This is a genomic window from Pseudomonas sp. (assembly GCF_030698175.1).
Classification (GTDB): Bacteria; Pseudomonadota; Gammaproteobacteria; order Pseudomonadales; family Pseudomonadaceae; genus Aquipseudomonas.
Map to the genome: position 1 here is coordinate 79,991 of NZ_JAUYNT010000028.1, position 26,128 is coordinate 106,118.

The 26,128-nt window shown below is 60.1% G+C and carries 23 protein-coding genes; 16 read left to right on the forward strand and 7 right to left on the reverse strand.

Annotated elements, in window-relative coordinates:
- Positions 1-7 precede the first annotated feature (7 nt).
- A complete protein-coding gene (locus tag Q8R10_RS14730) occupies positions 8-985 on the reverse strand; it encodes an NADPH:quinone reductase (protein WP_305654596.1) in 978 nt (325 codons plus the stop codon).
- 207 nt (positions 986-1,192) lie between these two features.
- Here Q8R10_RS14730 and hemF point away from each other — a divergent pair, with 207 nt between their 5' ends.
- The 6 genes from hemF to pbpG all read left to right on the forward strand — a co-directional run bounded on the left by hemF (position 1,193) and on the right by pbpG (position 7,427).
- Positions 1,193-2,104: an oxygen-dependent coproporphyrinogen oxidase gene (gene hemF / locus Q8R10_RS14735; protein ID WP_305654597.1), complete on the forward strand. Its 912-nt coding sequence runs from the start codon at positions 1,193-1,195 to the stop codon at positions 2,102-2,104.
- 287 nt (positions 2,105-2,391) lie between these two features.
- Positions 2,392-3,216, forward strand: a complete 825-nt coding sequence (gene aroE, locus Q8R10_RS14740) for a shikimate dehydrogenase (protein ID WP_305654598.1) — start codon at positions 2,392-2,394, stop codon at positions 3,214-3,216.
- A 305-nt stretch (positions 3,217-3,521) separates the two neighbouring features.
- On the forward strand, positions 3,522-4,511 hold the full coding sequence (locus Q8R10_RS14745; RefSeq protein WP_305654599.1) for a hypothetical protein: 990 nt from the start codon (positions 3,522-3,524) through the stop codon (positions 4,509-4,511).
- Between the two features lie 7 nt (positions 4,512-4,518).
- Positions 4,519-5,778 carry a peptidylprolyl isomerase gene (locus Q8R10_RS14750; protein WP_305654600.1) on the forward strand — a complete coding sequence of 420 codons (1,260 nt, stop codon included), beginning with the start codon at positions 4,519-4,521 and terminating at the stop codon, positions 5,776-5,778.
- 61 nt (positions 5,779-5,839) lie between these two features.
- Entirely contained in the window at positions 5,840-6,424 is a 585-nt protein-coding gene (locus Q8R10_RS14755) for a hypothetical protein (RefSeq protein WP_305654601.1), read from the forward strand.
- Positions 6,425-6,512: 88 nt separating this feature from the next.
- A complete protein-coding gene (pbpG, locus tag Q8R10_RS14760; RefSeq protein ID WP_305654602.1) occupies positions 6,513-7,427 on the forward strand; it encodes a D-alanyl-D-alanine endopeptidase in 915 nt (304 codons plus the stop codon).
- 139 nt (positions 7,428-7,566) lie between these two features.
- Here the strand turns inward: pbpG and Q8R10_RS14765 are convergent, their stop codons facing one another.
- Positions 7,567-8,028 (reverse strand): DinB family protein, encoded by a 462-nt coding sequence (locus tag Q8R10_RS14765; protein ID WP_305654603.1) that lies wholly within the window; start codon positions 8,026-8,028, stop codon positions 7,567-7,569.
- 69 nt (positions 8,029-8,097) lie between these two features.
- Positions 8,098-8,409 (reverse strand): cupin domain-containing protein, encoded by a 312-nt coding sequence (locus Q8R10_RS14770; protein WP_305654604.1) that lies wholly within the window; start codon positions 8,407-8,409, stop codon positions 8,098-8,100.
- Positions 8,410-8,711: 302 nt separating this feature from the next.
- Here Q8R10_RS14770 and Q8R10_RS14775 point away from each other — a divergent pair, with 302 nt between their 5' ends.
- The 6 genes from Q8R10_RS14775 to Q8R10_RS14800 all read left to right on the forward strand — a co-directional run bounded on the left by Q8R10_RS14775 (position 8,712) and on the right by Q8R10_RS14800 (position 16,864).
- Positions 8,712-11,456, forward strand: a complete 2,745-nt coding sequence (locus Q8R10_RS14775) for a HAMP domain-containing protein (RefSeq protein ID WP_305654605.1) — start codon at positions 8,712-8,714, stop codon at positions 11,454-11,456.
- A gap of 77 nt (positions 11,457-11,533) precedes the next feature.
- Positions 11,534-12,268 carry a transporter substrate-binding domain-containing protein gene (locus tag Q8R10_RS14780; RefSeq protein ID WP_305654606.1) on the forward strand — a complete coding sequence of 245 codons (735 nt, stop codon included), beginning with the start codon at positions 11,534-11,536 and terminating at the stop codon, positions 12,266-12,268.
- Between the two features lie 132 nt (positions 12,269-12,400).
- Positions 12,401-14,113: an ABC transporter substrate-binding protein gene (locus tag Q8R10_RS14785; RefSeq protein WP_305654607.1), complete on the forward strand. Its 1,713-nt coding sequence runs from the start codon at positions 12,401-12,403 to the stop codon at positions 14,111-14,113.
- Positions 14,085-14,807, forward strand: coding sequence for an ABC transporter substrate-binding protein (locus tag Q8R10_RS14790; protein ID WP_305654608.1), 723 nt, complete (start codon positions 14,085-14,087; stop codon positions 14,805-14,807). Before Q8R10_RS14785 ends, Q8R10_RS14790 begins: the two co-directional genes overlap by 29 nt.
- A 317-nt stretch (positions 14,808-15,124) precedes the next feature.
- A complete protein-coding gene (locus tag Q8R10_RS14795) occupies positions 15,125-15,502 on the forward strand; it encodes a VOC family protein (protein ID WP_305654609.1) in 378 nt (125 codons plus the stop codon).
- A gap of 90 nt (positions 15,503-15,592) precedes the next feature.
- The gene (locus tag Q8R10_RS14800; protein ID WP_305654610.1) at positions 15,593-16,864 is read left to right on the forward strand and encodes an MFS transporter; all 1,272 of its coding nucleotides are present in this window, start codon (positions 15,593-15,595) and stop codon (positions 16,862-16,864) included.
- A 426-nt stretch (positions 16,865-17,290) separates the two neighbouring features.
- Here the strand turns inward: Q8R10_RS14800 and Q8R10_RS14805 are convergent, their stop codons facing one another.
- On the reverse strand, positions 17,291-18,940 hold the full coding sequence (locus tag Q8R10_RS14805; protein ID WP_305654611.1) for an NAD(P)/FAD-dependent oxidoreductase: 1,650 nt from the start codon (positions 18,938-18,940) through the stop codon (positions 17,291-17,293).
- Positions 18,941-19,067: 127 nt separating this feature from the next.
- Between Q8R10_RS14805 and Q8R10_RS14810 the strand changes: the two genes are divergently transcribed.
- The 3 genes from Q8R10_RS14810 to Q8R10_RS14820 all read left to right on the forward strand — a co-directional run bounded on the left by Q8R10_RS14810 (position 19,068) and on the right by Q8R10_RS14820 (position 21,894).
- Entirely contained in the window at positions 19,068-19,601 is a 534-nt protein-coding gene (locus Q8R10_RS14810; protein WP_305654612.1) for a PadR family transcriptional regulator, read from the forward strand.
- 194 nt (positions 19,602-19,795) lie between these two features.
- Positions 19,796-20,494 (forward strand): DUF4349 domain-containing protein, encoded by a 699-nt coding sequence (locus Q8R10_RS14815; protein WP_305654613.1) that lies wholly within the window; start codon positions 19,796-19,798, stop codon positions 20,492-20,494.
- Between the two features lie 239 nt (positions 20,495-20,733).
- Entirely contained in the window at positions 20,734-21,894 is a 1,161-nt protein-coding gene (locus Q8R10_RS14820) for a FimV family protein (protein ID WP_305654614.1), read from the forward strand.
- Positions 21,895-21,965: 71 nt separating this feature from the next.
- Here Q8R10_RS14820 and Q8R10_RS14825 read toward each other — a convergent pair whose 3' ends face one another.
- Together Q8R10_RS14825 and zwf are read right to left on the reverse strand one after the other, a co-directional pair.
- Positions 21,966-22,865 (reverse strand): EamA family transporter, encoded by a 900-nt coding sequence (locus tag Q8R10_RS14825; protein ID WP_305654615.1) that lies wholly within the window; start codon positions 22,863-22,865, stop codon positions 21,966-21,968.
- A gap of 21 nt (positions 22,866-22,886) precedes the next feature.
- Positions 22,887-24,311, reverse strand: coding sequence for a glucose-6-phosphate dehydrogenase (gene zwf / locus Q8R10_RS14830; RefSeq protein WP_305654737.1), 1,425 nt, complete (start codon positions 24,309-24,311; stop codon positions 22,887-22,889).
- Between the two features lie 132 nt (positions 24,312-24,443).
- Here zwf and hexR point away from each other — a divergent pair, with 132 nt between their 5' ends.
- Entirely contained in the window at positions 24,444-25,310 is an 867-nt protein-coding gene (gene hexR, locus Q8R10_RS14835) for a transcriptional regulator HexR (RefSeq protein ID WP_305654616.1), read from the forward strand.
- A gap of 82 nt (positions 25,311-25,392) precedes the next feature.
- On the opposite strand, the gene Q8R10_RS14840 is transcribed toward hexR, so the two are convergent.
- Positions 25,393-25,953 (reverse strand): DUF4136 domain-containing protein, encoded by a 561-nt coding sequence (locus Q8R10_RS14840; RefSeq protein ID WP_305654617.1) that lies wholly within the window; start codon positions 25,951-25,953, stop codon positions 25,393-25,395.
- Positions 25,954-26,128: the final 175 nt, after the last annotated feature.

Sequence of the window (26,128 nt, forward strand, 5' to 3'; positions counted from 1 at the left end):
CAATGGCTCAAGGCAGCAAAATACTCGAGCCAGTGGTTTGCCGGCTGCTCAGCGCTTGCTGGGCGGCGGCGGCATCGCGCAACGCGAAGCGCTGGCCAATCTCGACCCGCAATTGACCGCTGCCGAGCATGGCAAACAGCTCATCGGCCATCGCCTGCAAGTGCTCGGGGCTGTCGGCATAGCTGGCCAGCGTGGGCCGGGTGACATACAGCGAGCCCTTCTGCGCCAGGATGCCCAGATTTACCCCGCTGACCGGCCCGGAGGCATTGCCAAAACTGACCAGCAGGCCGCGCGGGGCCACACAGTTCAGTGAAGTCTCCCAGGTGTCCTTGCCTACCGAGTCGTAGACCACCGGGCATTTTTTGCCCTCGGTCAGTTCGAGCACTCGCTGCGCCACATCCTCCTGGCTGCTGTTGATACAGGCCCAAGCGCCTAAGGCCAGGGCGTACTCGGCTTTAGCCGCCGAGCTGACCACGCCAATCAGCTTGACCCCCAGGGCCTTGGCCCACTGGCAGGCGAGGCTGCCGACGCCGCCGGCTGCCGCATGGAACAGAATGGTTTCACCGCCTTGCAAGGCAAAGGTCTGGCGCAGCAGGTATTGCGCGGTCAGGCCTTTGAGCATCACCGCAGCGGCCTGTTCGAAGCTGATGCTGTCGGGCAGTTTGACCAGCGTGTCGGCGGGCAGCACATGCAGTTCGCTGTAAGCACCCAACGGCCCGGTGGCATAGGCGACCCGCTCGCCGACCTTGAAGCGGCTGACCGCGCTGCCCACCGCCTCGATCACCCCGGCACCCTCGGTGCCTAAGCCGGACGGTAGGCTGGGCGGGGCATACAGACCACTGCGAAGGTAAGTGTCAATGAAGTTCAGGCCGATAGCCCGGTTCGCCACGCGCACCTCATCGGGGCCCGGCTCGGCGGCGTGATATTCCACCAGTTGCAGCACCTCGGGGCCGCCATGGGCGGTGAACTGGATACGTTGGCTCATCGGGCTCTCCATCGACTGGGCAAACAACTATCCAATCCGCCGGCAGGCGCTGTGTCAACTGTGGCGTCAGCGGGGGCAATGCTATGCTAGCGCCCCGCTCCACTGCCCGCCCGGGTGCCGTGGGCTCTGGCGACCGTCGCCTAAGCCACGACCGGATATCTATGACGACCTGCACGCTGACCCGCAGCGTGGCACTAAGGTGACCCCGTGAGTAAACACACCGAGGCTGTGCAAGCCTATCTGCTCGATCTGCAAGACCGCATCTGCGCCGCCCTGGAAGTCGAGGACGGTCAAAGCCGCTTCTTCGAGGACAGCTGGCAGCGGCCGGCCGGCGGTGGCGGACGCACCCGGGTGATGGAAAACAGCGCGCTGATCGAAAAGGGCGGGGTCAATTTCTCCCACGTGTTTGGCGACTCGCTGCCGCCGTCGGCCAGTGCCCATCGGCCTGAATTGGCCGGGCGTGGCTTCGAGGCCCTGGGCGTGTCGCTGGTGATCCACCCAGAAAACCCCCATGTGCCGACGTCCCACGCCAATGTGCGGTTCTTTAGCGCCGAGAAAGAAGGCGAAGAGCCGGTCTGGTGGTTCGGCGGCGGCTTCGACCTCACGCCTTATTACGGCGTCGAGGAAGACTGCGTGCACTGGCACCGGGTCGCCGAGCAGGCCTGCGCGCCCTTCGGTGCCGACGTCTATCCGCGCTACAAGGCCTGGTGCGACAGTTACTTCCACCTCAAGCATCGCGGTGAGCCGCGCGGCATCGGCGGGCTGTTTTTCGATGACTTGAATGAGTGGGACTTCGACACCTGCTTCGCCTTTATCCGCGCCATCGGCGACGCCTATATCGAGGCCTACTTGCCGATTGTGCGCAAACGCAAAAACACCCCCTTCACCGAACAGCAGCGCGAGTTCCAGGCCTATAGACGCGGTCGTTATGTGGAGTTCAACCTGGTCTACGACCGTGGCACCCTGTTCGGCCTGCAGTCGGGTGGGCGTACCGAGTCGATCCTGATGTCGCTGCCACCGCAAGTGCGTTGGGGCTATGACTGGCAGCCGGTGCCGGGCAGTGAAGAGGCGCGGCTGACCGAGTACTTTCTCACTGATCGCGATTGGCTCGGGCAATAGTAGGATGGGTTAGCCGCCCGCCCAAAGCTCGAATAAATACAGTGGATAGTGGGTGGCGTAACCCATCATGGTGTTGCGTCTGTCGGCGCCCTGTTGGGTTACGCGGCGTTTTGAGTCGTTGTTTTTCTCTGCTATTCGTGTGCGCCGCTAACCCAACCTACGGGACTATCAGCCGAAGCATCGCGGGCGGCAGCCGTTCCATACGGCTCACCGCATTTCCCACATCCATGTGGGGCCTAAAGCCCCTCCTATGCGGCCACCATTGTTTACTTAAGGATGTTCAACCCATGGACCACTACGGCGTCTTCGGCAACCCCATCGGCCATAGCAAATCCCCGCTGATTCACCGCCTGTTTGCCACGCAGACCGGTCAGCTGCTCAGCTACGAGCCGCTACTGGCGCCGCTGGAGGATTTCGTCGGGTTTGCCCGCGCTTTCTTTGTTAATGGCCGCGGCGCGAATGTCACTGTGCCGTTCAAGGAGCAGGCGTTTCGCTTGGCCGATCAGCTGAGTGCCCGTGCGCAACGGGCTGGCGCGGTGAATACCCTGAGCAAGCTCGAAGACGGCCGCCTGCTCGGCGACAACACCGACGGCGCCGGGCTGGTGCGCGATCTCCGGGTGAATGCCGGGTTGAGCCTGGCCGGCAAACGCATCCTCTTGCTCGGCGCTGGCGGTGCGGTGCGTGGGGTGCTCGAACCACTACTGGCTGAGCAACCAGCGGCGTTGGTGATTGCCAATCGCACGGTCGCCAAGGCCGAGCAGCTGGCCCATGAGTTCGCCGATCTGGGTCCGGTCATGGCCAGCGGTTTCGACTGGCTGGATGAGTCGGTCGATCTGATCATCAATGGCACCTCGGCCAGCCTGGCCGGTGAGTTGCCACCGCTTGCCGCCAGCCTGATCCAGCCCGGACACACTCTGTGCTACGACATGATGTACGGCAAGGAGCCGACCGCCTTCAACCGTTGGGCCGAGCAACAAGGTGCCGCGCGCACCCTGGATGGTCTGGGCATGCTGGTCGAACAGGCCGCCGAAGCCTTTCTGCTGTGGCGCGGTGTGCGCCCGGACTCGGCGCCGGTACTGGCGCATTTGCGCCAGTTGCTCGGCGCTGCCTGAGGCCGGTCGCTGGGGTCCGCCGAGCATGCGTCCAGCAGGGCTGCGCTCGCGCCAATCGACCCTAGAGCGTGGTGAACAACTGCGCCAACTCGCGCCGCTGTAACCCCTTGGTGCCACCGCTCGGCACCTTGGGTCTGGCAGTGTTACTGAGGGTTGCAGGGCTTTTGGTCTATACCATCTTTTGGTTGGCTACGACCGGCTTGGCTGTGGGCTCTACTGCACCTTAGTCTGCAACAGAACAGCCATATGGTTGTCTTGTCTGCCGGCAATACTGCGCCACTCCAACAACAATAGAGCGCCCCACCATGAAAAAACGCGTACTTCTGTTAGCTGGTCTAGGCCTGGCATTTTCCGCGGGTCAAGCCGCCGCCTGGTCACAACCCACCCACAAGAACATCGTCAAAGACGCCCTGGCCTTTATGAACTCGGCCTCGGCCACGGCCGAGATGCGCCGGGCCTATCAGTTCTATGTCAACGCCGCCGGCACCGAAGCCAAGGCTGGGGAAATCCTCGGTCAGGCCGCCTACGACGTCGATGACTTCAAAGACACACGCCTGGGCGGCTGGTGGATTGGCTACGAGCATGCGCCGGTGGCGGGTGCTGCCGCATCCTTGGTCAACTACACCTCCTACTGGCACTTCATCAACATGGGCCGCCAGGCCGATAGCCATGGCAACGACCGTGGCGGCTACGACTATCGCTACCACAAGGTAGATGGCACCTGGAGCGGCGACGTCGACTGGTACGCCATGGTCTACCTGTACAACCGTGGCCTGAAAACCTCCGACTACGACAGCACCGAAGCGCATTACCGCCAGGGCAGCAGCTCGAACTGGAGTCAGCATTACGACGACTTCCAGGTCGCGGCCTTCCAGCCGATCGACAACCTCGCCAAGTACTGGTTCGACCAGTTCAAGGCCGCGCCTTCGCTGCAGACCATCGGCTTCGCCCTGCATGCCACCGGCGACGTGGCGCAGCCGCACCACACCTGGATCACCTCGGCCAACGGCCATTCCAGCTGGGAAGGCTGGGTCGATGACCATTACGCCAGTGAAAAGCTGAACAACCCGGTGGCGGTGGCCAACTTGATCGGCAACTACGATGCCCAGAAGCCGGTGCGCGACCTGCTGACCCAGACCGCGCAAGTGGCCTATCAGCACCCGGAGCCGCTGTATGACAGCAGCTACGCGACCCGCTTGCGGGTGGCCAAGGAGCTGATTCCCGAGTCGATTGCCTTGACCGCCACAGTGCTGACCAAGGGTGCCAATAACTTCTACGGCCAGGGCGGTCTCTAAGGTGCGCATGCCATGGCGGGTTCAGGCTTGCCGTGGATTGCTGACGGTCTGGTTGGTGGGCTTCGGCCTGCCGGCCAGCGCCGCGCAGGATCTACGGATCAATGGCGCAGTGCTGCCGGGCAAGAGCATTGGCTTGCTCGAACAGGCGCTGACTCGCATCAAATTCAATACCGACAAGGCCAAGCTGCGCCAGGGACTGGTGGAGAACTATCTGCTGGCGCGCGAGGTGCAAGCCGAACTGACGCCGGTCAATAGTCAGGATTTAGAGGCCTTGGTCGCGGCCGAGGCGGCCAGCCTGATCGAGCAGGTCTACGGCAAGCAGTTGCAGCACGACATAGTGCCCTTTCTGCAAGAGCCCAAGGCCTTGAGCGCCGAGCGCTTGCGTGAGGTGCTGGCACCTAAGGGGCAAGGCGTGGTGCTCAACAGCCTGTGGTTGAGCGCGGCGCAACAAGCCGAAGCGCTCAAAGTCGAGTTGATCAGCTGGCAGTTTCCTGGCCAGCCGCGCCACAGCCTGAATCTGCTGGAGCTGTATCAGGGCACCAGCGTGCAGGGTCAGGTCGAGTTGCAGCAAGGCAATCTGGGCTTTATGGCGCAGTTGGTGCGCGAGCAGGCGCAGCGCGACTACCTCTGGTATCAGCTGGGCGCAAACAAGGGCTTCAGCGTCGCCGAGCAGCAAGGCCTGCACCAGCTGGTGCGTGACAAGCTGATCCGCCACAAGTACCTGCATCAGATCGGTCTGTACAACGACTTCCACCACGAGACCGAGAGCCTCAAACAACTGGCCCGTAGCGTCAGCGACAGCGAAGCTCAGGCCTATTACCAGCAGCATCTGGCCGAGTATCGCAATGTCGCCCAGGTCCAGGCCGCGCATATTCGTCTGGCCGACCAAGCCAGCGCTGATCGGGTGTATGCCGAGTTGCAAGCCGGCCTGGCCTTCGACGAGGCGGTGCGACGCTACTCCGTGAGTGACGACAAAAGCCGTGAACTGCCAGGCGATCTGGGGCTGATTCGCCATGATGATCCGGGCTTAAATTTCCTCCACAAGGCGGCGCTGATTCAGAAGGCCAACACCGTCTCGCAACCGATGCTGATCGACGCCAACTTCGAGATCATCCAGGTGCGCGCGCGCGAGGACCTGCAGTTGCCGCTGAGCGATCCGAGTGTGCGTTTCGAGGTCAATCAGGCGCTGGCGCGGGAGAAACTGGGCAAGCAGTTCGATGCGCGGCTACAGGCATTGCTCAGCGCCGCCAAGGTTGAAGGCGTATGAAACAGGGGCGCTGGGCGCGACAGCAAGAGGCCTTGCTCAGCGTCGCCAAGGTCGAGGGCGTATGAGGCTCTGGTTGGGCGTGGCGCTGCTCAGTAGTGGCGCGGTGGTGGCGGCCAGTCTCTGGTTGGCCGCACCGCCAGAGGTGCCGGTTATTGCCGTAGCGTCGCGTCCGCTCGTCAGCCCGATTGCCGTGGCGCCGTCAGTGACTAAGCCGATGCTGGCGCGAGTAGCATCACCACCCGTGCCGGCACCTCCTGCCGCGCCTGCCGAGAAGCCCGCCTACTCGGTGGCCGAAGCGCAGATGCTGATGCAGGTGATGGCCGAGAGCGGCGATCCGCGCCAGCCAGTGGCGGGTGGGCTGAAACCACGCGAGGCGGCGTCCCCCGCGCAGCTGGCAAGTCCCGAGCAATATGCCGCCTTCGAGGACCAGCACGCGCGCGCGGAAATACAGGCCTGGGCCAGCGGCGTGCAGCAGATCCCGCAGATGCGTGAGCAAATTGAGCAGGCCGCGCAAAGCGGTGAGCGCAGTAGCGTCGAGATCGACGAGGCCCGTGGTGCCCTCGAGCAACTGGAGATGCTGCAGAGTCGTTTGCAGCGCGAAGCGCCTGAGTTGTTGCCCGGCAGCGCGCCCACAGCAAAGCCGTGAGACGAGTGGGTTGTGACTAACTTCGCACTCTGGAGGAGCATTTCGTATACTGCCGCGCAAATAGCCCCCACTTGCTCGGTGCCTGCCCATGAACATTCGTTATCTGCTGGTTTGTCTGTTGTTGGCCGGCAATAGCCTGGTGGTTGCCGCGACTGCGCCCGTGGTGAAGCCGGCGCGGCAACAAGAGCTGGCCTCCGGCAGCGCCTTGCTGGTCGATCTGAAGACCAATGAGGTGCTGTATTCCAGCAACCCCGATCTGGTGGTGCCGATTGCCTCGGTGACCAAGCTGATGACCGCCATGGTCACCCTGGACGCCAAACTGTCCCTGGATGAAGTGCTGGCGGTGCATATCAGCGACACCAAGGAAATGCGCGGGGTCTATTCACGGGTGCGGGTCGGCAGCGAAATCAGCCGCAAGGAGCTGTTGCTGCTGACCCTGATGTCCTCCGAGAACCGTGCCGCCGCCAGTCTGGCGCACCACTATCCAGGCGGCTACAACGCCTTTATCGCCGCCATGAACGCCAAGGCCAAGGCCCTGGGCATGAGCCAGACGCGCTATGTCGAGCCGACTGGGCTGTCACTGAACAACGTCTCTAGCGCCACCGACTTGGTGCGTTTGCTCAAGGCCACCCAGCAATACCCGTTGATGGGTCAACTGAGCAGCACCGCAGAGAAGACCGTGGCCTTTCGCAAACCCAACTACACCCTGGGTTTTCGCAACACCAACCGGTTGGTGCACAAGGCCAACTGGAACATTCAGCTGACCAAAACCGGCTACACCGACGAAGCCGGTCACTGCCTGGTGATGCGCACCCAGATGGCCAATCGGCAGGTGGCCTTCGTGGTGCTCGATGCCTTTGGTAAATACACCCACATGGCCGACGCCAACCGTCTGCGCAGCTGGCTGGAAACCGGCAAGATCACCCCGGTCCCCGCCGCGGCCATCAGCTACAAGCAGCAAAAACACGCGCAACAGAGCCAGACGCAGCTCAGCCAACGCTAAGCCGCCGCCCTGCCCTAATGACCTGGGCCTAGGCGGGCGTCGGACAGACGTAAGACGGACTCAGGAGCGCAGCGAACAGTCCGCCATTCTTCAGCACCTTTGCCACCTGGGCACTGCCGCCGACAAGTACGCCTAGCATCTACAAATAGCGCGTCAGCACATCCCGGGGCGGCGCGCTGCTGCATTGGTGCAACAACTCGCCCACCGCGCCGCGGTGGTAAGTACCGTGATTCACCACATGCAGCAGCATCTCGGCCCGTGACAGGTTGCCAGCAGCGCCGTCGACAAAGACAAACTCCAGGCGTTGCTCCAGCTGCTCGCCGGTCAACCCGCTGGCGTAGTTGAGATACCACTGATCCATTTCCTGCACTGCCGCCCACAGCTCGCTCAAGCTGGGGGTGGCAAGGGTGTTCAGCGCATGGTGGCCGTGTTGGGTCGCACTTAGGTGGGCGCGAAAAATTTGATCCACCACATACACATGGTTGAGCAGGCGAATCATCGTGTGCCGTGGCTCGGCGGCGATGTCTGCCGGCAGCGCCAGCAGGCAATCAAAGAGCTCGCGATTGGCCCAGGTTTTGTAACCGACTAACTTGTTGATCATCGAGTCATCTTCCTCACTTTTAAGTCCAGTTCGCTCAAGCCCCGATGACCAGCTCGTCTGCTGGCAGGATCAAATACTGCCGGCAGACTCAATCACCAGCACGCGTGCCACCCCCAGCGGTTGGGCGAGATGTTCGAGGCCGATGCTGGCGTGAAAAATATCGCCGACCTCCAGCACGCAGGTGCACTCCAGGCCATCTTCGCGATAGTGCATTTCAACCCGGCCATCGAGCACCACAAACACCTCTTCGCCAGTGTTGATGTGCCATTTATACGGCTGGTCGGTCCAGTGCAAGCGTGTGCTGATGCCATTCATGCTGGCGATGTCGAGGGCGCCCCAGGCCCGCTCGGCGGTAAAATTTTTGCTGCGAATAATCTTCATCTAGGTGGCCTGCAATATGGCTAAGTATCCAATACTAGTGTGCCCGCTCTTGCACTGCTGGCGGTAACCGCGCATGCCGCTGCTCGCGGACGCTTGGCCGCAGCACCGGCTCAGGCCCCCCGGAGATCGAGCCGTGCCAGCCGCTGGTCAGCCTCCTCAGGTTGCTCCACGCCGCGCTAACCAGATCAATCCTTGCTAAAGCCACAATCAGTACAACACTGAGTCTGAACCAGCGGTTTTTTAGCGGCGCTGCCGGCATTGGGCTGCTGAGAAAATATGACTCAAAACTAGGGGCGCCAAGCATGTTGTCATTTTTTACCCGCAGTATCGTCCGTGCCTTTAACGCCGTGATACTGCTCGGCATCGTCATCGGTCTGGGCATATTTACCGTGGTCATCGGCATGTATAACTACGATCGCTCGATGACCGATCTGACCCGTAAGGCTACCAATACTGCGGATCTGGCCTCGATCAGCTTGATCGAACCGATCTGGAACTACGATGCCGCCGCGATGGAGGGCATCTTGAATGCAATCCTGCTGGATGCCGATGTGGTGGGCATTCGGGTGGTGAAGACCAACGGCGAACTGGCCGGTGAAAAAATCCGCGAAGCCTTGGCCACAACTGCCTTCGACGAGCTGCTGAAAAACCCGGACTATGTTGAAGCCGGCGCCAAGATCAATCGCGAAGGCGAGGCCATTGCCACGGTGCAGATCCTCACCTCGACCGAAAAAGTCAAAGCCCTGATTCGCTACACCTCCCTGCTGATTGGCTCATTTTCCCTGGTGTTCCTGCTGGTCATCGCCGGTTTTATCTGGCTGCTCGGCAAACGCATTATCCAGCGGCCCATCGATGCCTTGCGCAACAGCGCCGATCAGTTGGCCAGCGGCCACCTCGACTACGAGATCAACACCAAGCGCAACGATGAACTCGGCAGCTTGGCCGTCAGCTTCGATCAAATGCGCAACGCCATCCGTAAAAAATTGGCCGACCTGGCGATTCTCAATCACACCGGCGAAATCATGGCCGGCATCCACGACCAGACCGAAGCGCTGGAGACTGTGATCAAGGTGATGAGTGAGCAAAGCTGTGTGGAGCGCGGCTCGATCTACCTGTTGGACGCCGAGCAAAATCTAACCCTGCACGCCTACTACCCCGAGATGGGCGGCGGAGCCAGTTTCCCCAAGAGTTTCAAATTGTCCGAAGGGGTGGCCGGGCACGTGGCCAGCACCGGCAAGACGTTGTTTTTGCCGGACGTCAGCAAGGCGCCAGATTATGTCGGCATGAGTGCCAACGAGCATTCAAAAGCCCTGCTGTGCGTGCCGATGATGGACGACAAAAGCGTCTTTGGGGTGATGAACTTTGTCGGTGAAGTCGGCAAGGTGAGTTTCGCCGAGGAGGACGAAGGCTTTGCCCTAACCATCGCGCGGATGGCGGTAATCACCACCAAGAACATCCAGATGCTCGAGGTGATTGCCGAGCAAAACCGCACCCTGGAAGAGCGAATTCTGTTGCGCACCAAGGAGCTCAGACAAAAAACCAATGACGTCAGCAATATGCTGCAAAACATGCGGCAGGGGATTTTTACCATCGTCGATGGCTCAGTGATACATGCCGAATACTCGGCCTTCCTGACGGAAATATTTGAAACCAGCGAAGTGGCCAATCAGCGCGTGTCGCCATTCTTGTTTGATCGCAGCAGTGTCGCCGGCGATGTTCTCAATCAGGTAGAAACCACGCTTGAGGCGATGATTGGCGAAGATGCGATGAACTTTCAGTTCAACTCGCATTTGCTGGTGACCGAATATACAAAATTATTTGATGGCGACCGCACCAAGATTCTTGAGTTGGACTGGAATCCGGTACTGGATAGCGATGAGCTGATAGATAAGTTAATGGTCACCGTGCGCGATGTCACCGAATTGAAAGCCCTGCAACTTGAAACGGAAAAGCAAAAAGAACAGCTGGAAATCATTGGGCAAATTCTCTCGGTGTCGAAAGACAAGCTGCTCGAATTTATCAAAAGCTCCTATGAGTTTATGGATGAAAACCAAGCGTTGATTGGTCAGCATGAAGAGAAAGACCCGGAGGTGATTGCCACCCTGTTTCGCAACATGCACACCATTAAAGGCAATGCCCGCACCTATGGTTTGAACTACATCACCGATAGCGTGCATGAGGCCGAAACAACCTACAGCCGGCTGCGTTCTGAAGAAGACTTTCCTTGGGATCAAACCGAGTTGCTTGAACAGTTGCAAGCCGCGCGGCTCTGTGTGGCGCGCTACGAAACCATCTTCAAAGAAAAACTGGCCGGTTTCACCGATGAAGCGAGTATTGATCCGGCCGTCTTGGAGAGCATCAGCAATGCCATCGACGGTATCAATGAAATGTCCCAAGTTAATGAACTCAAGCACTCCATTCAATTGATTCGCAATTCGATCAATACCTTCCGCTATGAGTCGGTTGGCGAAACGCTCAAGGGCATCATTGCCGCCGTGCCCTCGATCGCCAAGCAGCTGGATAAAGAACAGCCAGAAATTCTAATTAACGACAATTTTGTACGGTTATCCCGAGACATAGTACCGATGCTGCGTAATGTCTTTATGCATGTGTTTCGCAATAGCCTCGATCATGGTCTGGAAAGCACCGCCCAGCGTCTCGCGCAGGGTAAGGCGGCCCATGGGCAGATCAACTTGAATGTCAGTCTGGATGCCGATCAAGTGTTGTTCTCGTTTAGCGATGACGGTAAGGGTCTGGCCCTGGAAAGCATTCAGCGCAAAGCCATTGCCAATGGCCAGTTAACCGCAGAACAGGTTGTTAGCGATGAGCAAATTGCCGAGCTGATCTTTTTGTCCGGGCTCTCAACGGCGACCGAGGTGACCAATGTGTCTGGCCGTGGGGTGGGCATGGATGCGATCCGCAAGTTCCTGCAGAAACACCACGGCAACGTGCAAGTGGTGTTTCCGGGGGCGCCGGCAGCCAATGGCTTTCGCCCGTTTGCGCTGTTAATCACGCTGCCGGCAAAGTTTGCTTTGCATCAATCCTAAGGTTTTTGCTCGGTGATGGCCTGACCATTTTCCTAACTGCTTAGCCGTATCTCTCTAAATAGAACAGGAATAACACTATGCGCAAGTTACTGACTGTTGGGCTGCTGGTTATCTTGAGCTGCGGCAAGGCCGTGGCCGCTCCGAATTATGTGCTGGGGGTCGAGGCGCTGAATTATTACCCGCATTACAGCAATGAAGGCGGGCAGTACAACGGTTTTGCCCGTGAGCTATTTGACAGCTTTGCGAAAACTAAAGGCTATAGCTTCGAATACCGAGCGCTACCGGTGGCGCGTCTGTACGAATCTTTTTTTGCCGGTGAGTTGGACTTTAAATATCCGGATAATCTGCAGTGGCAGGATGCCAAGCGTAAAGAACTGACTATTAGTTATTCTGATCCGGTGGTGAGTTATACCGATGGTGTTCTGGTACTGCCGGCCAATAAAGGCAAGGGTGTTGAACAATTAAAGCAGTTGGGCACGGTGCGCGGTTTTACCCCTTGGGATTACCTCGGGATGGTCGATAAAGGCCAAATTAAACTGCAAGAGGTTAACAGCTTTCAGCAGTCACTGCTGCAGGGCATTAATAATCGGGTCAATGGTGTTTATATGAATGCGGAAGTCGGCCGCTATCAACTCAATACAGTCCTTAAGCAGCCGGATGCCTTGGTGTTCGACGAGGCGCTGCCCAATTCAAAAGGTTTTTACACGCTGTCCACTACCAAGCACGCCAAGGTGATTGACGAATTTAATCAGTTTCTTAAGGAGCATAGTGCCGAGGTGACTGCCATGAAAGCCAAGTACGGTCTGCAATAGATACGCATGCCACATGCCCTGCAGTAAAGATTGAGCAGGAGGTTCAGGAGGTTATGGCTCAGAATTAATGCTCGGCCTGCCGTCGGCATAAGGAAAAAGCGAAGCCACGCACTAGCATAAGAGGTTGATTTTATGAATAGGAAGGTATTTCGTCTAACGTTACTCAGTTCCAGCTTACTGGTCTTTGCGCAACTGAGCCAGGCCGAATCAACAGCCCCAGATGTTATTGACAAGCTCATGCTTGAATTCAGTCCTTCGACTTTGAGCAAAGAACAGCAGAGAAAAGAGTTTGAATGGTTTCGCGACGCCGCCAAGCCGTTCAAGGGCATGCAGATCATGGTCGTCTCCGAGACCATTGATACGCATATTTACGAGTCCGAAGTCATTGCCAAGCTGTTCAGTGAGTTAACTGGTATTCAACTGGTTCAGGAGCTGACTGGCGAAGACGATGTGGTCAAGAAAATTGAAACCCAAGTTCGCACCGGGGTACATTTGTATGATGCCTACATTAACGACAGCGACCTGATCGGTTGGCATTATCGGGCCGGCAAAGTACTTAACTTAACCGACTTTATGGCGGGCGAAGGCAAAGCCGTAACCCTGCCGACGCTCGACCTACAAGACTTCATTGGCATCAGCTTTACCACGGCGCCGGACGGCAAGCTGTATCAGTTGCCGGACCAGCAGTTTGCCAACTTGTATTGGTATCGCAAAGACTGGTTTGATCGGCCCGAGCTGCAAAAAAAGTTTATGGATATCTACGGCTATAAACTCGATGTGCCGGTTAACTGGTCGGCTTACGAGGACATTGCCGAGTTCTTCTCTGTGCATGTCAAAGAACTCGACGGGCACAAGGTTTATGGCCATATGGACTATGGCCGTAAAGATCCCTCCTTGGGCTGGCGCTTCTCTGATTCCTGGCTATCCATGGCGGGCAGCGGCGACCCCGGCCTGCCCAATGGCAAGCCGGTGGATGAATGGGGGATACGGGTTGAAGGCTGTTCGCCGGTGGGTGCCTCGGTTGAGCGTGGCGGCGACATGAATGGCCCGGCGGCGGTTTACTCGGTGAACAAGTTCATCGACTGGCTGAATAAATATGCCCCACCCGAAGCCAAGCAAATGGACTTTGGCAGCGCCGGGGCCATCCCCGCCAACGGTAATATCGCTCAGCAGATTTTCTGGTACACGGCGTTTACCGCATCGATGAACAAGCCCAATTTACCGGTGACCAATGCCGATGGCACACCCAAGTGGCGCATGGCCCCTTCGCCCCATGGCGCGTATTGGAAAGCCGGGATGAAGCTGGGATATCAGGATGCCGGAGCCTGGACTTTGGTCCAGGGAACCCCACTGGACAACCAGAAAGCTGCCTGGCTGTATGCGCAGTTTGCGGTGTCCAAGGCGGTTTCGCTGAAGAAGACCTTGGTCGGACTGACGCCGATTCGTGAATCCGACATCAGCTCCCAGGCAATGACCGATGCCGCCCCCAAGCTTGGCGGCTTGGTTGAATTTTACCGCAGCCCAAACCGCAAACTGTGGACGCCCACCGGGACCAATGTGCCCGACTACCCCAGTTTGGCCCCGCTGTGGTGGAGCAATATCGGTGCCGCCATTCGTGGCGAAGTGCCGGTGCAGACCGCCATGGACAACATGGCCGAGCAGGCGGACAGCATCATGGCGCAACTCGAGATGAGCGGCATGAGCACCTGCGCGCCGAAACTCAACCCCAAGCAGCCGGCGGACGTCTGGTACGGCAAGGGCAGCGCTCCAGTGCCTAAGTTGGCCAATGAAAAACCCAAAGGGGAGACACAAAGCTATGAAAGCAGCCTTAAGCAGTCTCTGTAGCATTATGTTGTTGAGCTTGGCCAGCCAGGCGCAAGCCAACATGTACACCCTTGATTTTGCCGATAACCCACCCTTCAGCTCGGTGGAGAACGGTAAGGAGAAGGGCGTGGCCATTAACATCGTCAGCCAGCTATTCGCGCGGGCAAAACTCAGCTACAAGTTGCAAAATGTGCCTTTGGCCCGGGGGATGGAGGAAGCCAAGATCAAAGATTACACCTGCGTGTTTCCGGTCCAGCGTGCGCAGAGTATTGAGGCCGAGTACCAGTGGGTCAGTCCGATTTTTGTAACGTCATCGGGGCTATTTGTGAATCCTGAGTCGACCGTGCAAGTGGCTACCTTGAGTGATGCAAAAAGCATGAAGGTCGGTGCTTTACGCGGCAGTGGCGACTCGGCTTACCTGAAGGGCTTCGGCTTCAAGGTTGAGGAGTCCAACACCCAAGACCAGAATGTTAAAAAACTCCTGGGCAAGCAAATTGATGTGTGGGCCACCGATGTGCTGTCGGCCAAATACTTTGTCGAACAGGTTGAAGCCTATAAGGGTAAAGCCCCAAGAGAAGTGCTCACCTTTCGCAAGTCGCTGGGTTCATTAGCCTGTAATGTAAAAATACCGAAGGCCGAAATTGAATCACTGCAACAAGCGCTCGACGGTATGATCGAGGATGGCAGCCTGCATAAGCTTACTGCCGCGCCCTGACGTAGCGGTCGGGGGCACAGGGTTAACAGGTCGTTGAAAAAGCCAGTGCGCGACGGCTGGAGTAGCGCGTCAAATAGAAGTGTTCTTATTCCTGGCTGCACGGGTGCGGGTGACTTTTGCGAGAATCTCAGTGGCCTTGGCCATCCAAATGAACGGCTTTGGATTGACGTTATGCGCTGTGATCGCTGGGCATCAGCGTCTACTGGCTGGTCTTGCTCGGGGTGGCGATGGCGTATTTAACGCGGCTGTCCAGAGTGTTGTCTGGCGCTGATTGCTCATTCTTGGCTGGCGCAAATTACGTGGCTCAGGGAGCGTGCATGAACCTTAATCAAGTCACCCTGGCGGTCAGCGATGTGCCCCGCGCCATCGATTTTTACCAGCGCCTGGGCTTGCAGTTGATCGTGCAAAACCTACCCGGCTATGCGCGCTTTGGTTGCCCCGATGGACAGGCCAGTTTCTCGTTGAGCCAGGTTGCCCAAGTGACCCCCAGCCAAACGCTGGTCTACTTCGAATGCACCGAACTGGATGCCACAGTGGCGCGCTTGCAGGCCAAGGGGGTGGTCTTCAGCCAGCTGCCTATCGACCAGCCGTGGCTGTGGCGCGAAGCCTATTTGTACGACCCCGACGGCAATCCGCTGTGCCTTTACCATGCTGGCAGCAACCGGCTGAACCCGCCGTGGCGCTTGGCCGATTAGCGCGCAATAACCGCGCCGTCGCCGTCCGTGACTTGCACTGTGGCGCGCCGCCCCGCTACTGTCGCGACCTCTGTCATTTGCGAGCACAGCATGGGGCCTCATTCTTCTGTCACTGCACCGAATATCGAGGCCCGCAGCATCATTTTGTTGGCCTCGTTGTATTGCGCCCAGGGCTTGCCGTCGGGCTTGCTGGCCCATTCGTTGCCGATTTTGTTGCGCCAGCACGGCGTCGATCTGGCCTATATCGGCCTGCTTAAACTCTTGGCGCTGCCGTGGATGCTCAAGGTGCTGTGGGCGCCCTGGGTTGATCGTCTGGCCTCGCGCCGGCTTGGCCATCACCGCGGTTGGATTTTGCCGCTGCAACTGGGCATCACCAGCATCATCGCCGGCATAGCGCTGCTTGAGCCGGCGCTGTTGTTCGGCAGCCAACTGCCCCTGCTGCTCGGTCTGTTGCTGTTGGTGAACCTGGCGGCGGCGACCCAGGACGTCGCCACCGACGGCCTTACCGTGCGGCTGTTGCCCGAGCGCTGGCGCGGCCTGGGCAACAGCCTGCAAGTCGGCGGCTACAAGGTCGGCATGCTGATCAGCGGCAGCGGTTTGCTGTTGGCCATCGACTGGCTCGGCTGGCAGCGCAGTCTGGGCTTGATCGCCCTGTTGCTGGTGCTGATGACACTGCCAATCGGGCTGTTTCGCGAGAATCGGCGCTTGCCCTTTCACCCGGCGCAAGCCGAGCCGGCCGGCCCGCAACTGCTGCTGCGCCACTACCGTGGTTTGCTGGCGCAACCTGGCATGCTGCTCTGGTTGGCGGTGCTGCTGAGCTTCAAACTCGGCGATGCGCTGGGTTCGCCGATGATCAAGCCGATGCTGGTCGATCAAGGCTGGAGCAACGCCGCACTCGGCCAGCTGACCCTGCTCAGCAGCCTGGCCGGGATCGGCGGCGCGCTGCTCGGCGGCCTGCTCTATGCACGACTCGGCGCATTGCGCTCGTTGCTGCTGTTTGGCGCGCTACAAGCCTTGGGCATCGCGGCGATGGCGCTGTTGGTCAGCCGGGGCGCCGAGGTTGGTCTGGTGTACCCGATTGCTTTGTTTGAACAGGTCGCCGACGGCATGTCCACCGTGGCGCTGTTTGCCGTGATGATGGGCCAGTGCCGACCCGAACATGAAGGCGCCGACTTCACCCTGCAAGCCTGCGTGCAACTGCTGCTGGCCGGCATAGTCGGCGCCGCCAGCGGGGTGCTGGCCAAGTGGCTGGGTTATCAAGCGGTGTTTATCGGCGCCGGGGTGCTGGGGCTGCTGGCGTTGGCCGTGGTGCGTTATTACTTCGCCAACCTTAGGCGATTGCCAGCGGCGACCGCGGCTTAGTTCGTAGGATGGGTTGAGCGTAGCGATACCCATCGGCGACATCATGTTCATCGTCAGCGATGGGTTACGCCGCTGCGCGGCTAACCCATCCTACGGCTCGGGTGTTTACCGGCAGCGGCGGCGGCATGGCCACCGCAGTGCATAACTGCGGCACTCATCCCCAATCCGCGTGGACAGAGCTGTGGATAAGCTGTCCACTGCCGGCTCCAGCCCAGTGCCGCTACGGGCTTCTGGCTATTGATCAAATTTCATTCAATTTCAAGCAGTTAGCCGCATAGTTAGCCACAGTAGCTGTGCAGTCTCCTGTGGATAAACTGTGTGGCCATGGCTGCAGCCAAGCGCTGACGCAGCCTGCAGCGAGCTGGTTGTTTTTCATACAGCGGTCTCAGCCGCAAACAGGCTGAGGGTCGCCAGCAGTGACTGCGTTTAAACCGTCTCTGCCGTACCGGTTGCGGCTAGCGGCGTATCGGCGGTCCAGTTCTTCAGCAGTTTCCCGACCCGGTAACCACGCCAGCCAAGCATCCGGCTGGCGGTCAATACGCCGGCCATCAGCGCGCCGCCGACCCCGGCGGTAACGGTGTCGGCGCCGGTCAGGTAGAGGCCCTTGATCGGTGTCTGGCTGTGAATCCAGTGCTGGTCGAAGCGTTTTACCGTGTGGTCGATGCCGTAGATTTCGCCCTGCATGTTCCACTGGAACCATTCGGTGGACAGCGGCGTCGCCAGCTCGCAGAAGTCCAACTGGCCGCGCAGTTGTGGCTGGTGGCGATAGAGGGTTTCCAGCAGGTGTTCGGTGAGCTGCGCTTTGAATGCCTCGTAGTCGTCGCCCCGTTTGCCCCAGGTGCTGCCCTGCCACTGGGCGAACAGCTGTGGTTGGGTCGCGGCGACGATTTCCACCGTGGCCTTGTTGGGAAAGCGCGCTTCCCAGGACGGGTCTTTGGCCGAGGGGAAGGACATGTAGATCAGCGGCATCGGAGCTTTGCTGTCGTGCTTGAAGGCACTGACATTCTGGTCGTGGTCGGCGCTTGGGTAGACCCAATAGTTGGTTTTCGGCAAACCCAGTTCGGCGGCGCTGCCCTTGAAACCGGCATACAGGCACAGGGTCGCGGCTGAGGGTTCGACCTGTTGCAGCGGCGCCAGCAAGTTATGGCGGGCGGCCACTTCGGCCGGAATTAGGCGGGTGTAAGTGGGGATCAGCCCGGCGCAGCTGACGATCTGCGGCGCGCGCAGTTCGACACCGTCTTTGTGCAGGCGCACGCCCACCGCCCGGCCGTTTTCGATGAGGATTTGCTCCACACCGGCATAGGTAAACACCTGGCCGCCGGCCGCTTCGATCACCGGAATGATGGTTTCGGCAATCCGCACCGCGCCGCCCACCGGGTAGTTGCCGCCGGTGATGTAGTGCTTGGCCACCATCGCGTGCATGACGAAGGCGGCTTGTGCCGGTGGCAGGCCGTAGTCGCCCCACTGGGCGGTGAGCAGGCCGATCAGTTCGCGGTTCTGGGTCAGGCCTTCGAGCACTTCCAGGGTGGTCTTGAAGAAGTAGTCCGGCAGCAGGCGGCGGCGCAACTTGCTGTAGAGCACGCCTAGCGTACGCGGCAGAGCTTGCCCGGCGAAGAAGCGCGGGACCTTGGCGCTGACTTCGCTGAGCAAGTCGACATAACGGTCGATGGCCGCCGCCTCCTGGGGGAAGTGGCGCTTCACTTCGGTTTTGAACTCTTCGCGCCCGGCCACGTAATCGTAAGTGGCCTCGCCGAGGATGATGCGGTCGTAGTGGGCATCCATCGGCGCCCAGTGCAGGTTGCCGTCGCTGATCACATCGAACACCCGACGGATCGCCGACCAGGGTTTGTGCACCTCGCCGATGTAGTGCACGCCCACATCCCACTCGTAACCTTCGCGCTCATAGCTGTGGGTGAAGCCGCCGGCGGTGTAGTGCTGCTCCAGCACACAGACCCGTTTACCCAGCTTGGCCAGCAGGGCGGCGGTGGTCAGGCCACCGATACCCGAGCCGATGATGATGACGTCGTAATCGGTGCGGGCCAAGCGAGGGCGAAAGCGGGTGCCGGTGCGTTGCATGGGAGTGCTCCAGTTATTGTTGTTATGCAATTGTTTGCATACTAGATCGGCTTTCTCACCTAATGCAACTTATTGCATAGCCCGTATACTGCGCGGCTCTTCTTTGTCTGCCTCGTGAAACCTGCCCATGTCCCTCAAACACGCCATTCTTATCCTGCTGGAAAGCCAGCCCGGCAGCGGTTATGACCTGCTAAAGCGCTTCAAGGATGGCCTCGGTTATTTCTGGAATGCCAAGCACCAGCAGGTTTATCTGGAGCTGAAAAAACTCAATGAGGCCGGTTGGCTGGAGTTTGAAGCCGAGGCGCAAGACACTCGCCCCGACAAGAAAAACTACCGCCTGACCCCGGCCGGGCATGCCGAGCTGTTGCGCTGGCTGGCGGCGCCGGTGCAGCCGAACAAGATCAACGATGCCTTGCTGGTCAAGCTGTTCGGAGGTGCCCACACCACGCCCGCCAACCTGCGCGAAGAGATGAGCGCCCACGTCGCCGTGCACCGCAAAACCCTGGACAGTCTGCTGAATATCGAACGGGATTACCTGGCCTTGCCAGCCGCCGAACGGCAATCCTGGCGCCTGCCTTATCTGACCCTGCGCCGGGGGATTTTGGGCGAGCAAGCCTGGCTGGCCTGGGCGGATGAAGTGGCAGTGGAGTTGAGTCGGTAGGATGGGTTAGACGCGCAGCGGCATAACCCATCGCGGGTAACCGGCATGATCGCTGCCGATGGGTATCGCTACGCTCAACCCATCCTACGAGCTCCCATGGCCGAGCCCATCACGACAAGCACCAACCTGCCCCGTATGATCGGCGCCGAATCAACATCAACGAGACACCGAGGGCCTTAAGGATGAAGCGATTTATGCCGCAATGGATTTACCTGACGCTGTGCCTGCTGCTGGGCAGCCTGGCTGGTTGCTCCTCAGCGGGCGGTGACAGGTCGGGCGCTGGTGCCGAATCTGCCGAGGCCAGCGCCAGTGCGCCGCTGCAAGGCAAAAGCTCGGGACGGCTGCTGGTCTGGACCGCCAGCTTTACCCTGGAAGTGGCGGACATGGACAAGGCCAAGCTGCAACTCAGTCAGCGCATGCTGGCGCTCGGCGGCTATGTCGAAGAGAAGAGCGATAACGGCGACTACAGCCAGTACTTCGTGTTTCGCGTACCCAAAGATGCGTTCGAAACGGCCCTGGGTGGCATCGAACAGAGCGGCAAGGTGCTGTCGCGCCACGTCAAGGCCGAGGATGTCACCGAGCAGTACGTCGATGTGGAAACCCGCCTGAACAACAACCGCGCCCTGCGCGACCGCCTGAAAGACTTGCTGGGCAAGGCCAAGAGCGTGCAGGACATTCTGCAGATCGAGACTGAGCTGAACCGCATCCAGTCGGAGATCGACTCCATGGAAGCGCGCATGCGCGTGCTCAAGGATCAGATCCAGATGGCCACGCTCAAGGTCGAACTGCGCCAGCAGGCCGAGGAAAAACCGCCAACCATCTATGGCCCGCTGGGTTATGTCTACAAGGGCGCCGAGTGGTTTATCACCAAGCTGTTTATCATTCGCGAGTGATGGGCTGCGGCGCCCTTAGCCTGTTTGCCTTAACTGCCCTGCCGCGCTGAAGTGCTCGCGCTTGGCAGAGTGCCAACCCTTAGGCACTTTGGCGTTTGCATCTGTGACGGGTTCGCCGCTTGTGGCTTTTACGCCTGTGGCAACGGGTGTTGCTGGCGAATAATCCGCCCCCAACCCTGTCGCTCGGTGCCCGCCGTACCGTTTGACCTTTCTACAAACACCTTCGGGTATGAGGTTTTATGGTTCAGCTACGTCGTCTGCTGCTGGCTCTGGCCGCGGCATCTTCCAGCTCAGTTGTCAGTCAGGTCTGGGCCCTCGGGCTTGGCGAGGTGCAGGTGCAATCGGCCCTCAGCCAGCCGCTGCGCGCGCAGATTGCGTTGCATGAGGTGGCCGGGCTGAATCAGGACGAGGTGGTCGTGCGCCTGGCGTCGCCCCAGGCCTACCAGCAGGCCGGACTGCAGCGCGATGATTTCCTCAGCAATGTGCAACTCAGCCCACAGCTGAATGCCCAGGGTGGGGTGATTCGCATCAGTTCCAGCCAGCCGGTGCGTGAGCCCTATCTGACGTTGCTGGTCGAGGTGGTTTGGCCGGCTGGCCGCCAGTTGCGTGAGTACAGCCTGCTGCTGGATCCGCCGAGTTACAGCTACCAAGCCCCCGTTGCACCTGCTGCGCCGGCCAGCAATCTGGCGGCCAACAGCCCGTCCGTGTCGGCCGCACTACCGAGTCGGGTCAGTGCCGCACCTGCGTTGCAAGCCGGTGGCCACTACCAGACCCGTGACAATGACCGCTTGTGGGACATTGCCCAGGACATTCGCGGTGGCGCGACTGCCCAGCAGGCCATGCTGGCGATTCAACAACTGAATGCCGAGGCCTTTGTTGGCGGTAATATCAATCGTTTGCGGTCGCGGCAGACCCTGCAATTGCCGACCGAGCAACAGATGCAGCAAACCGCTGCGGCCCAAGCCCTGGCGCAGGTTGAGCAGCAACAGCAAAGCTGGCGCAGCGGGGCGCCGGCGCAACGTCAGTTGGATGCCCGTGCGCGGACAGCGGCCGCTGCCGCCCCCGTGGCGCCGGTGGCAACCGATAGCCTGAGTTTGCTCGGTGCCAGTGATGGCAAGGGCAATGTCGATAAGGCCAAGGGCACAGCCGAGCAGGTTACGGCCGATCAGCTCAAGGCCGAGCTGGCGCTGACACAAGAGGGGCTGGATCTGGCCCGTCGTGAGGGCGAGGAGCTCAACAGTCGGCTCACCGATTTGCAGTCACAGCTGGATAAATTGCAACGCATAGTGACGCTCAAAGACAACCAACTGGCCCTCTTGCAGGCGCAACTGGCGGCGGCCGAACAGCCGCAAACAGTCACCCAGCAAGCACCAGCGCCGAGCGCCGCGGCGCTGAATTAAAAAGACTAGTGCCCGTAACCGTTGACCGTCGCAAACCTGCGGTGAGGGGTTTTAGCCGCGCTGCCTTTGTGTCAGCCCGCTGGGCGGGAGCGAAATCGGCTGCGCAGTTGCGGCCAGAGCAGATTCAGGGCCAGGCCGCTGATCACCAGGGCGGCGGCGCCGAGCTTCCAGGCCGGCATTCCTTCGTTCAGCCACAGTGCAGCGCCACCCATGCCAAACAGAGGCACCAGCAGGGCCATGGGAGTGATGGTGGCCGCTGGGTGGCGGGCGAGCAGCCAGGCCCAGGCGGCATAACCGAACAGTGAGTTGCCCAGCGCCTGCCAGACCACAGCCAGCCAGGTATAAGCATCGGCCGCCTGTAGACCGGTGCTGATCGCTGGCCAGCCTTCGGTTAGCAGTGACAGCATGAGCAGCGGGGGCGCGGCGAACAGGCTGGACCAGACCACGTAGGCGACCATATTGACCCGTCCCGCCTGCCGCGCCACCAGATTGCCCCCGGCCCAGCACAGGGCCGCCAGTAACATCAGCGCCAGGCCTAGCAGGGTGGTACTGCCATCGGTATGCAGGATGATGATGGCGATGCCGCCGCTGGCCAGCAACAGTGCCAGCCACTGAGCTCGTTGCAGGCGTTCGCCGGAAAAATACATGGCCAGACCGATGGTAAAAAACACTTGTAGCTGGATGACCAGCGAGGCCAGTCCGGGCGATATGTGGCCGTTCATGGCGACGAACATGACACCGAACTGACCGACGCCGATCAGCAGCCCGTAGGCCGCCAGATTGCCCCAGGCAACTGGCGGCCGTGGCAACAGGAACACCGCCGGCAGGGCGGCCAGGGTGAAACGCAAGGTGGCAAACAGCAGCGGCGGCAGGTGGCCGAGGGCCAGTTTTATCACCACGAAGTTGGTGCCCCAAACTGCCACCACGGCCAGGGCCAGTAGCAGGTGCCTGAGGGGCAGGCTAGGGCTCATCGGTGATCTCGCTCATGGGTATCAGTCATGCCATTCCCGTCCACTGCGCTCCAGCAGGTTATGTGCCTGCTCCGGACCGTTGCTGCCGGCCGGGTAAGGCCTTGGGCTTTGGTAGGACTGGTGCCAGCCTTTGATGATCGGGTCGACCCAGCTCCAGGCGGCGTCCACTTCGTCGCGGCGCATAAACAGCGTCGAATCGCCCTCAATCACGTCCAGCAGCAGGCGCTCGTAAGCGTCCCAGCGGCGGTTCTGCGGGAACACTTGGGCCAGGTTCAGGTCCAGTTCCATCGGCGTTAAACGCATGCCGCGACCGGGGCTTTTGCCCATTAGTTGCAGGCTGATGCGCTCTTCGGGTTGCAGGCTAATCAGCAGGCGATTGGCCTGGCTGCCTTCAAATAAACGATGGGGCACCGGTTTGAACTGGATGACGATCTCCGAGTATTTCTTCGCCATGCGCTTGCCGGTGCGCAGGTAAAAGGGCACCCCGGCCCAGCGCCAGTTGTCGATCTCGGCGTGCACGGCGACGAAGGTTTCGGTGTCGCTGTCGTTATCGACATTTTTCTCGAAGTAGTAGGCTGGCACGTCCTGGCCGCCGATCTTGCCGGCGGCGTATTGGCCGCGCACGGTTTTGTCCTGCACATCGAGGCCGCTGATGGGTTTGAGTGCCTGGAGGATTTTGACTTTTTCGTTGCGCACCGCCTCGGCGTCGAAACGCACCGGGGCTTCCATGGCCACCAAACAGAGCAGTTGCAGCAGGTGGTTTTGCAGCATGTCGCGCATGGCGCCGGTGTGGTCGTAGTAGCCGCCGCGGTTTTCCACGCCGAGGGTTTCGCTGACGGTGATCTGCACATGGTCGATGTGCCCGGTGCGCCATACCGGTTCAAACAGGGCGTTGGCAAAGCGCAGCGCCATCAGGTTTTGCACCGTCTCCTTGCCCAGGTAGTGGTCGATGCGAAACACCTGGGATTCGGCGAACACCCGGCCAATCGACTGGTTAATCTCCCGCGCCGACTCCAGGGAGTGGCCGATGGGTTTTTCCAGCACGATGCGGGTGTTGGCACCGGCTAAGCCGGCGTTATGCAAATGCTCGGCAATCGGCTCGAACAGGCCAGGCGCGGTGGCCAGATAGTAGATGCAGCCGCGCTGGCGGCTGTGGCCGAGAAACTTGGCCAGGCGGCCGAAATCGGCGCTCTGGCTGAGGTCCATGCTGATGTAGTCGAGGCGCTCGGCAAAGCTTGCCCAGGTATCGACGGCGAACTCGCTGCGCGCCACCTGGGCGCGGCAATGGCGCTCGGCCAAGGTCAGGTAGGCGCTGCGCTGCAGGTCGTTGATGGCCGCTACATGGATGCGCATATCGGCCGGCAAGCGGCCTTCGCGATGCAGGTGATAGAGCGCTGGCAGCAATTTATGTAGGGCTAAATCGCCAGTGCCGCCAAAAACCAGCATGTCGCAGGGGATGTTCACGGGAGGCTCCGGCGGGCTTTGTCTGTGCGTAAAAGAGGTAGATGTAGTATAACTACAAGCACACTACACAAGTCTGTAACCTCGGCATCGCCGATCATCATTGAGTCTAGCCCTGTGAATCTGTTGCAACACATCGATCAATCCCGTCACCTGCTGCGCAAATCGGAAATCAAGGTCGCCGATCACGTGTTGCTCGACCCGACGGCGGTGATGCACAGCTCCATGGCTGATCTGGCCCATGACGTCGGCATCAGCGAGCCGACCATAGTGCGCTTCTGCCGCGCCATTGGTTGCACCGGGTTCCAGGACTTGAAACTCAAGCTGGCCCAGAGCCTCGCCGCGGGCGCCAGCTTCGGCCAGTTTGCGATCACCGAGACCGATTCGGTGGCCGATTTTAGCCTGAAGATTTTCGATACTACCCTGCACACCCTGATGGAGGTGCGCGAGCGCCTCGACCCGCTGGCGCTGCAACGAGCCATCAACGCCATCGCCCAGGCCCAGCGCGTGGAGTTCTATGGTTTTGGCGCCTCCGGTGCGGTGGCCGCCGATGCCCAGCACAAATTCTTCCGCCTGCTGCTGACCGCCGCCGCCTACTCCGACCCGCATATGCAGGCGATGTCGGCGGTGACTTTGAAACCGACCGATGTGGCGATTTGCATCTCCCAGTCGGGCCGCTCCAAAGACCTGCTGATCACCGCCAATCTGGTCCGCGAAACCGGCGCCACGCTGATCACCCTGTGCCCGAGCCAAACCCCCTTGGCCGAGCTGGCGACCATCAACCTGGCCATCGATGTGGTGGAAGACACCGACATCTACACCCCGCTGACTTCACGGATCGCCCACCTGGTGGTGATCGACGTGCTGGCCATGGGCGTGGCCATGGCCCGCGGCCCGGACCTGGTCAATCACCTGAAAAGCGTTAAACGCAGCCTGCGCAGCTTGCGGCTGTCGCCGAAGTCGGTAAAAGCGCTGGATGATTAAGCGCGGCCACCCCGGGCCTATACAAGGCCCCATCGACATTCAACGGTTACCAAGCTAGCCCTGCCGTCGGCAGCGTCCGGCCTCAGTGTGGCGGGTATTGGCTGAGCAGCTTGCCGACTGTTTCGCGAATTATTGAGTCGCGCTCGGCGGGGGTGGCCGGCTCGCCGCGCATGATCTGCTCGGCACTGCCGCGCCAGACCAGCTTGCCGTCCTTGCCATCGAACAGGTCGAGCTGCAGGGTGGCGACTTGGTAGTCGATTCGGCGCGTCTCGGTGTAGGCCGGGCCAGCCCAATAGCCGTTCCAGTAACCACCCCAGGCGCCGCCGTAGCTGGTGCTGACCTGATCCTGACGATTCTCGACGATCAGCCAGGCCTGGGCCTTAAGGTCTGGCTTGGTGCCGGCCAGCGCCGGGCGCAGACCGCGTTGCTCAAGCTGCTCGCTCACCGCGGCACGGACGCGTTGTTCGGTGAGGTCGCTTTTGACTTGCGGGTCGTCCGGCCGATACTGCAGCGCCGGCTCTCGCCAGCTCCAGCTGCGATAAGCGCCGAAGTCGCGAGTGGCGTCGTAGTCACGACTGAGTTGGGCGGACTGGCAGGCGGTCAGCAGCAACAAGATGGAGGCTAAGAATAGGCGCGAGAACATGCTGGCATCTCCAAAGCTAGAGCCTTAATCCAAGCGCAAGCGCAGGGCCACGGCAAGCGCGAATTGCAACCATTCGGCGGTGGAGTCGGCGCGCATAAAACCGCCGATTTATCCTCCCGGTGGGGCCGCTGCAGTCGTCCAGCATGGCGGCGCGGATTGCCCCACTCGACTAAAT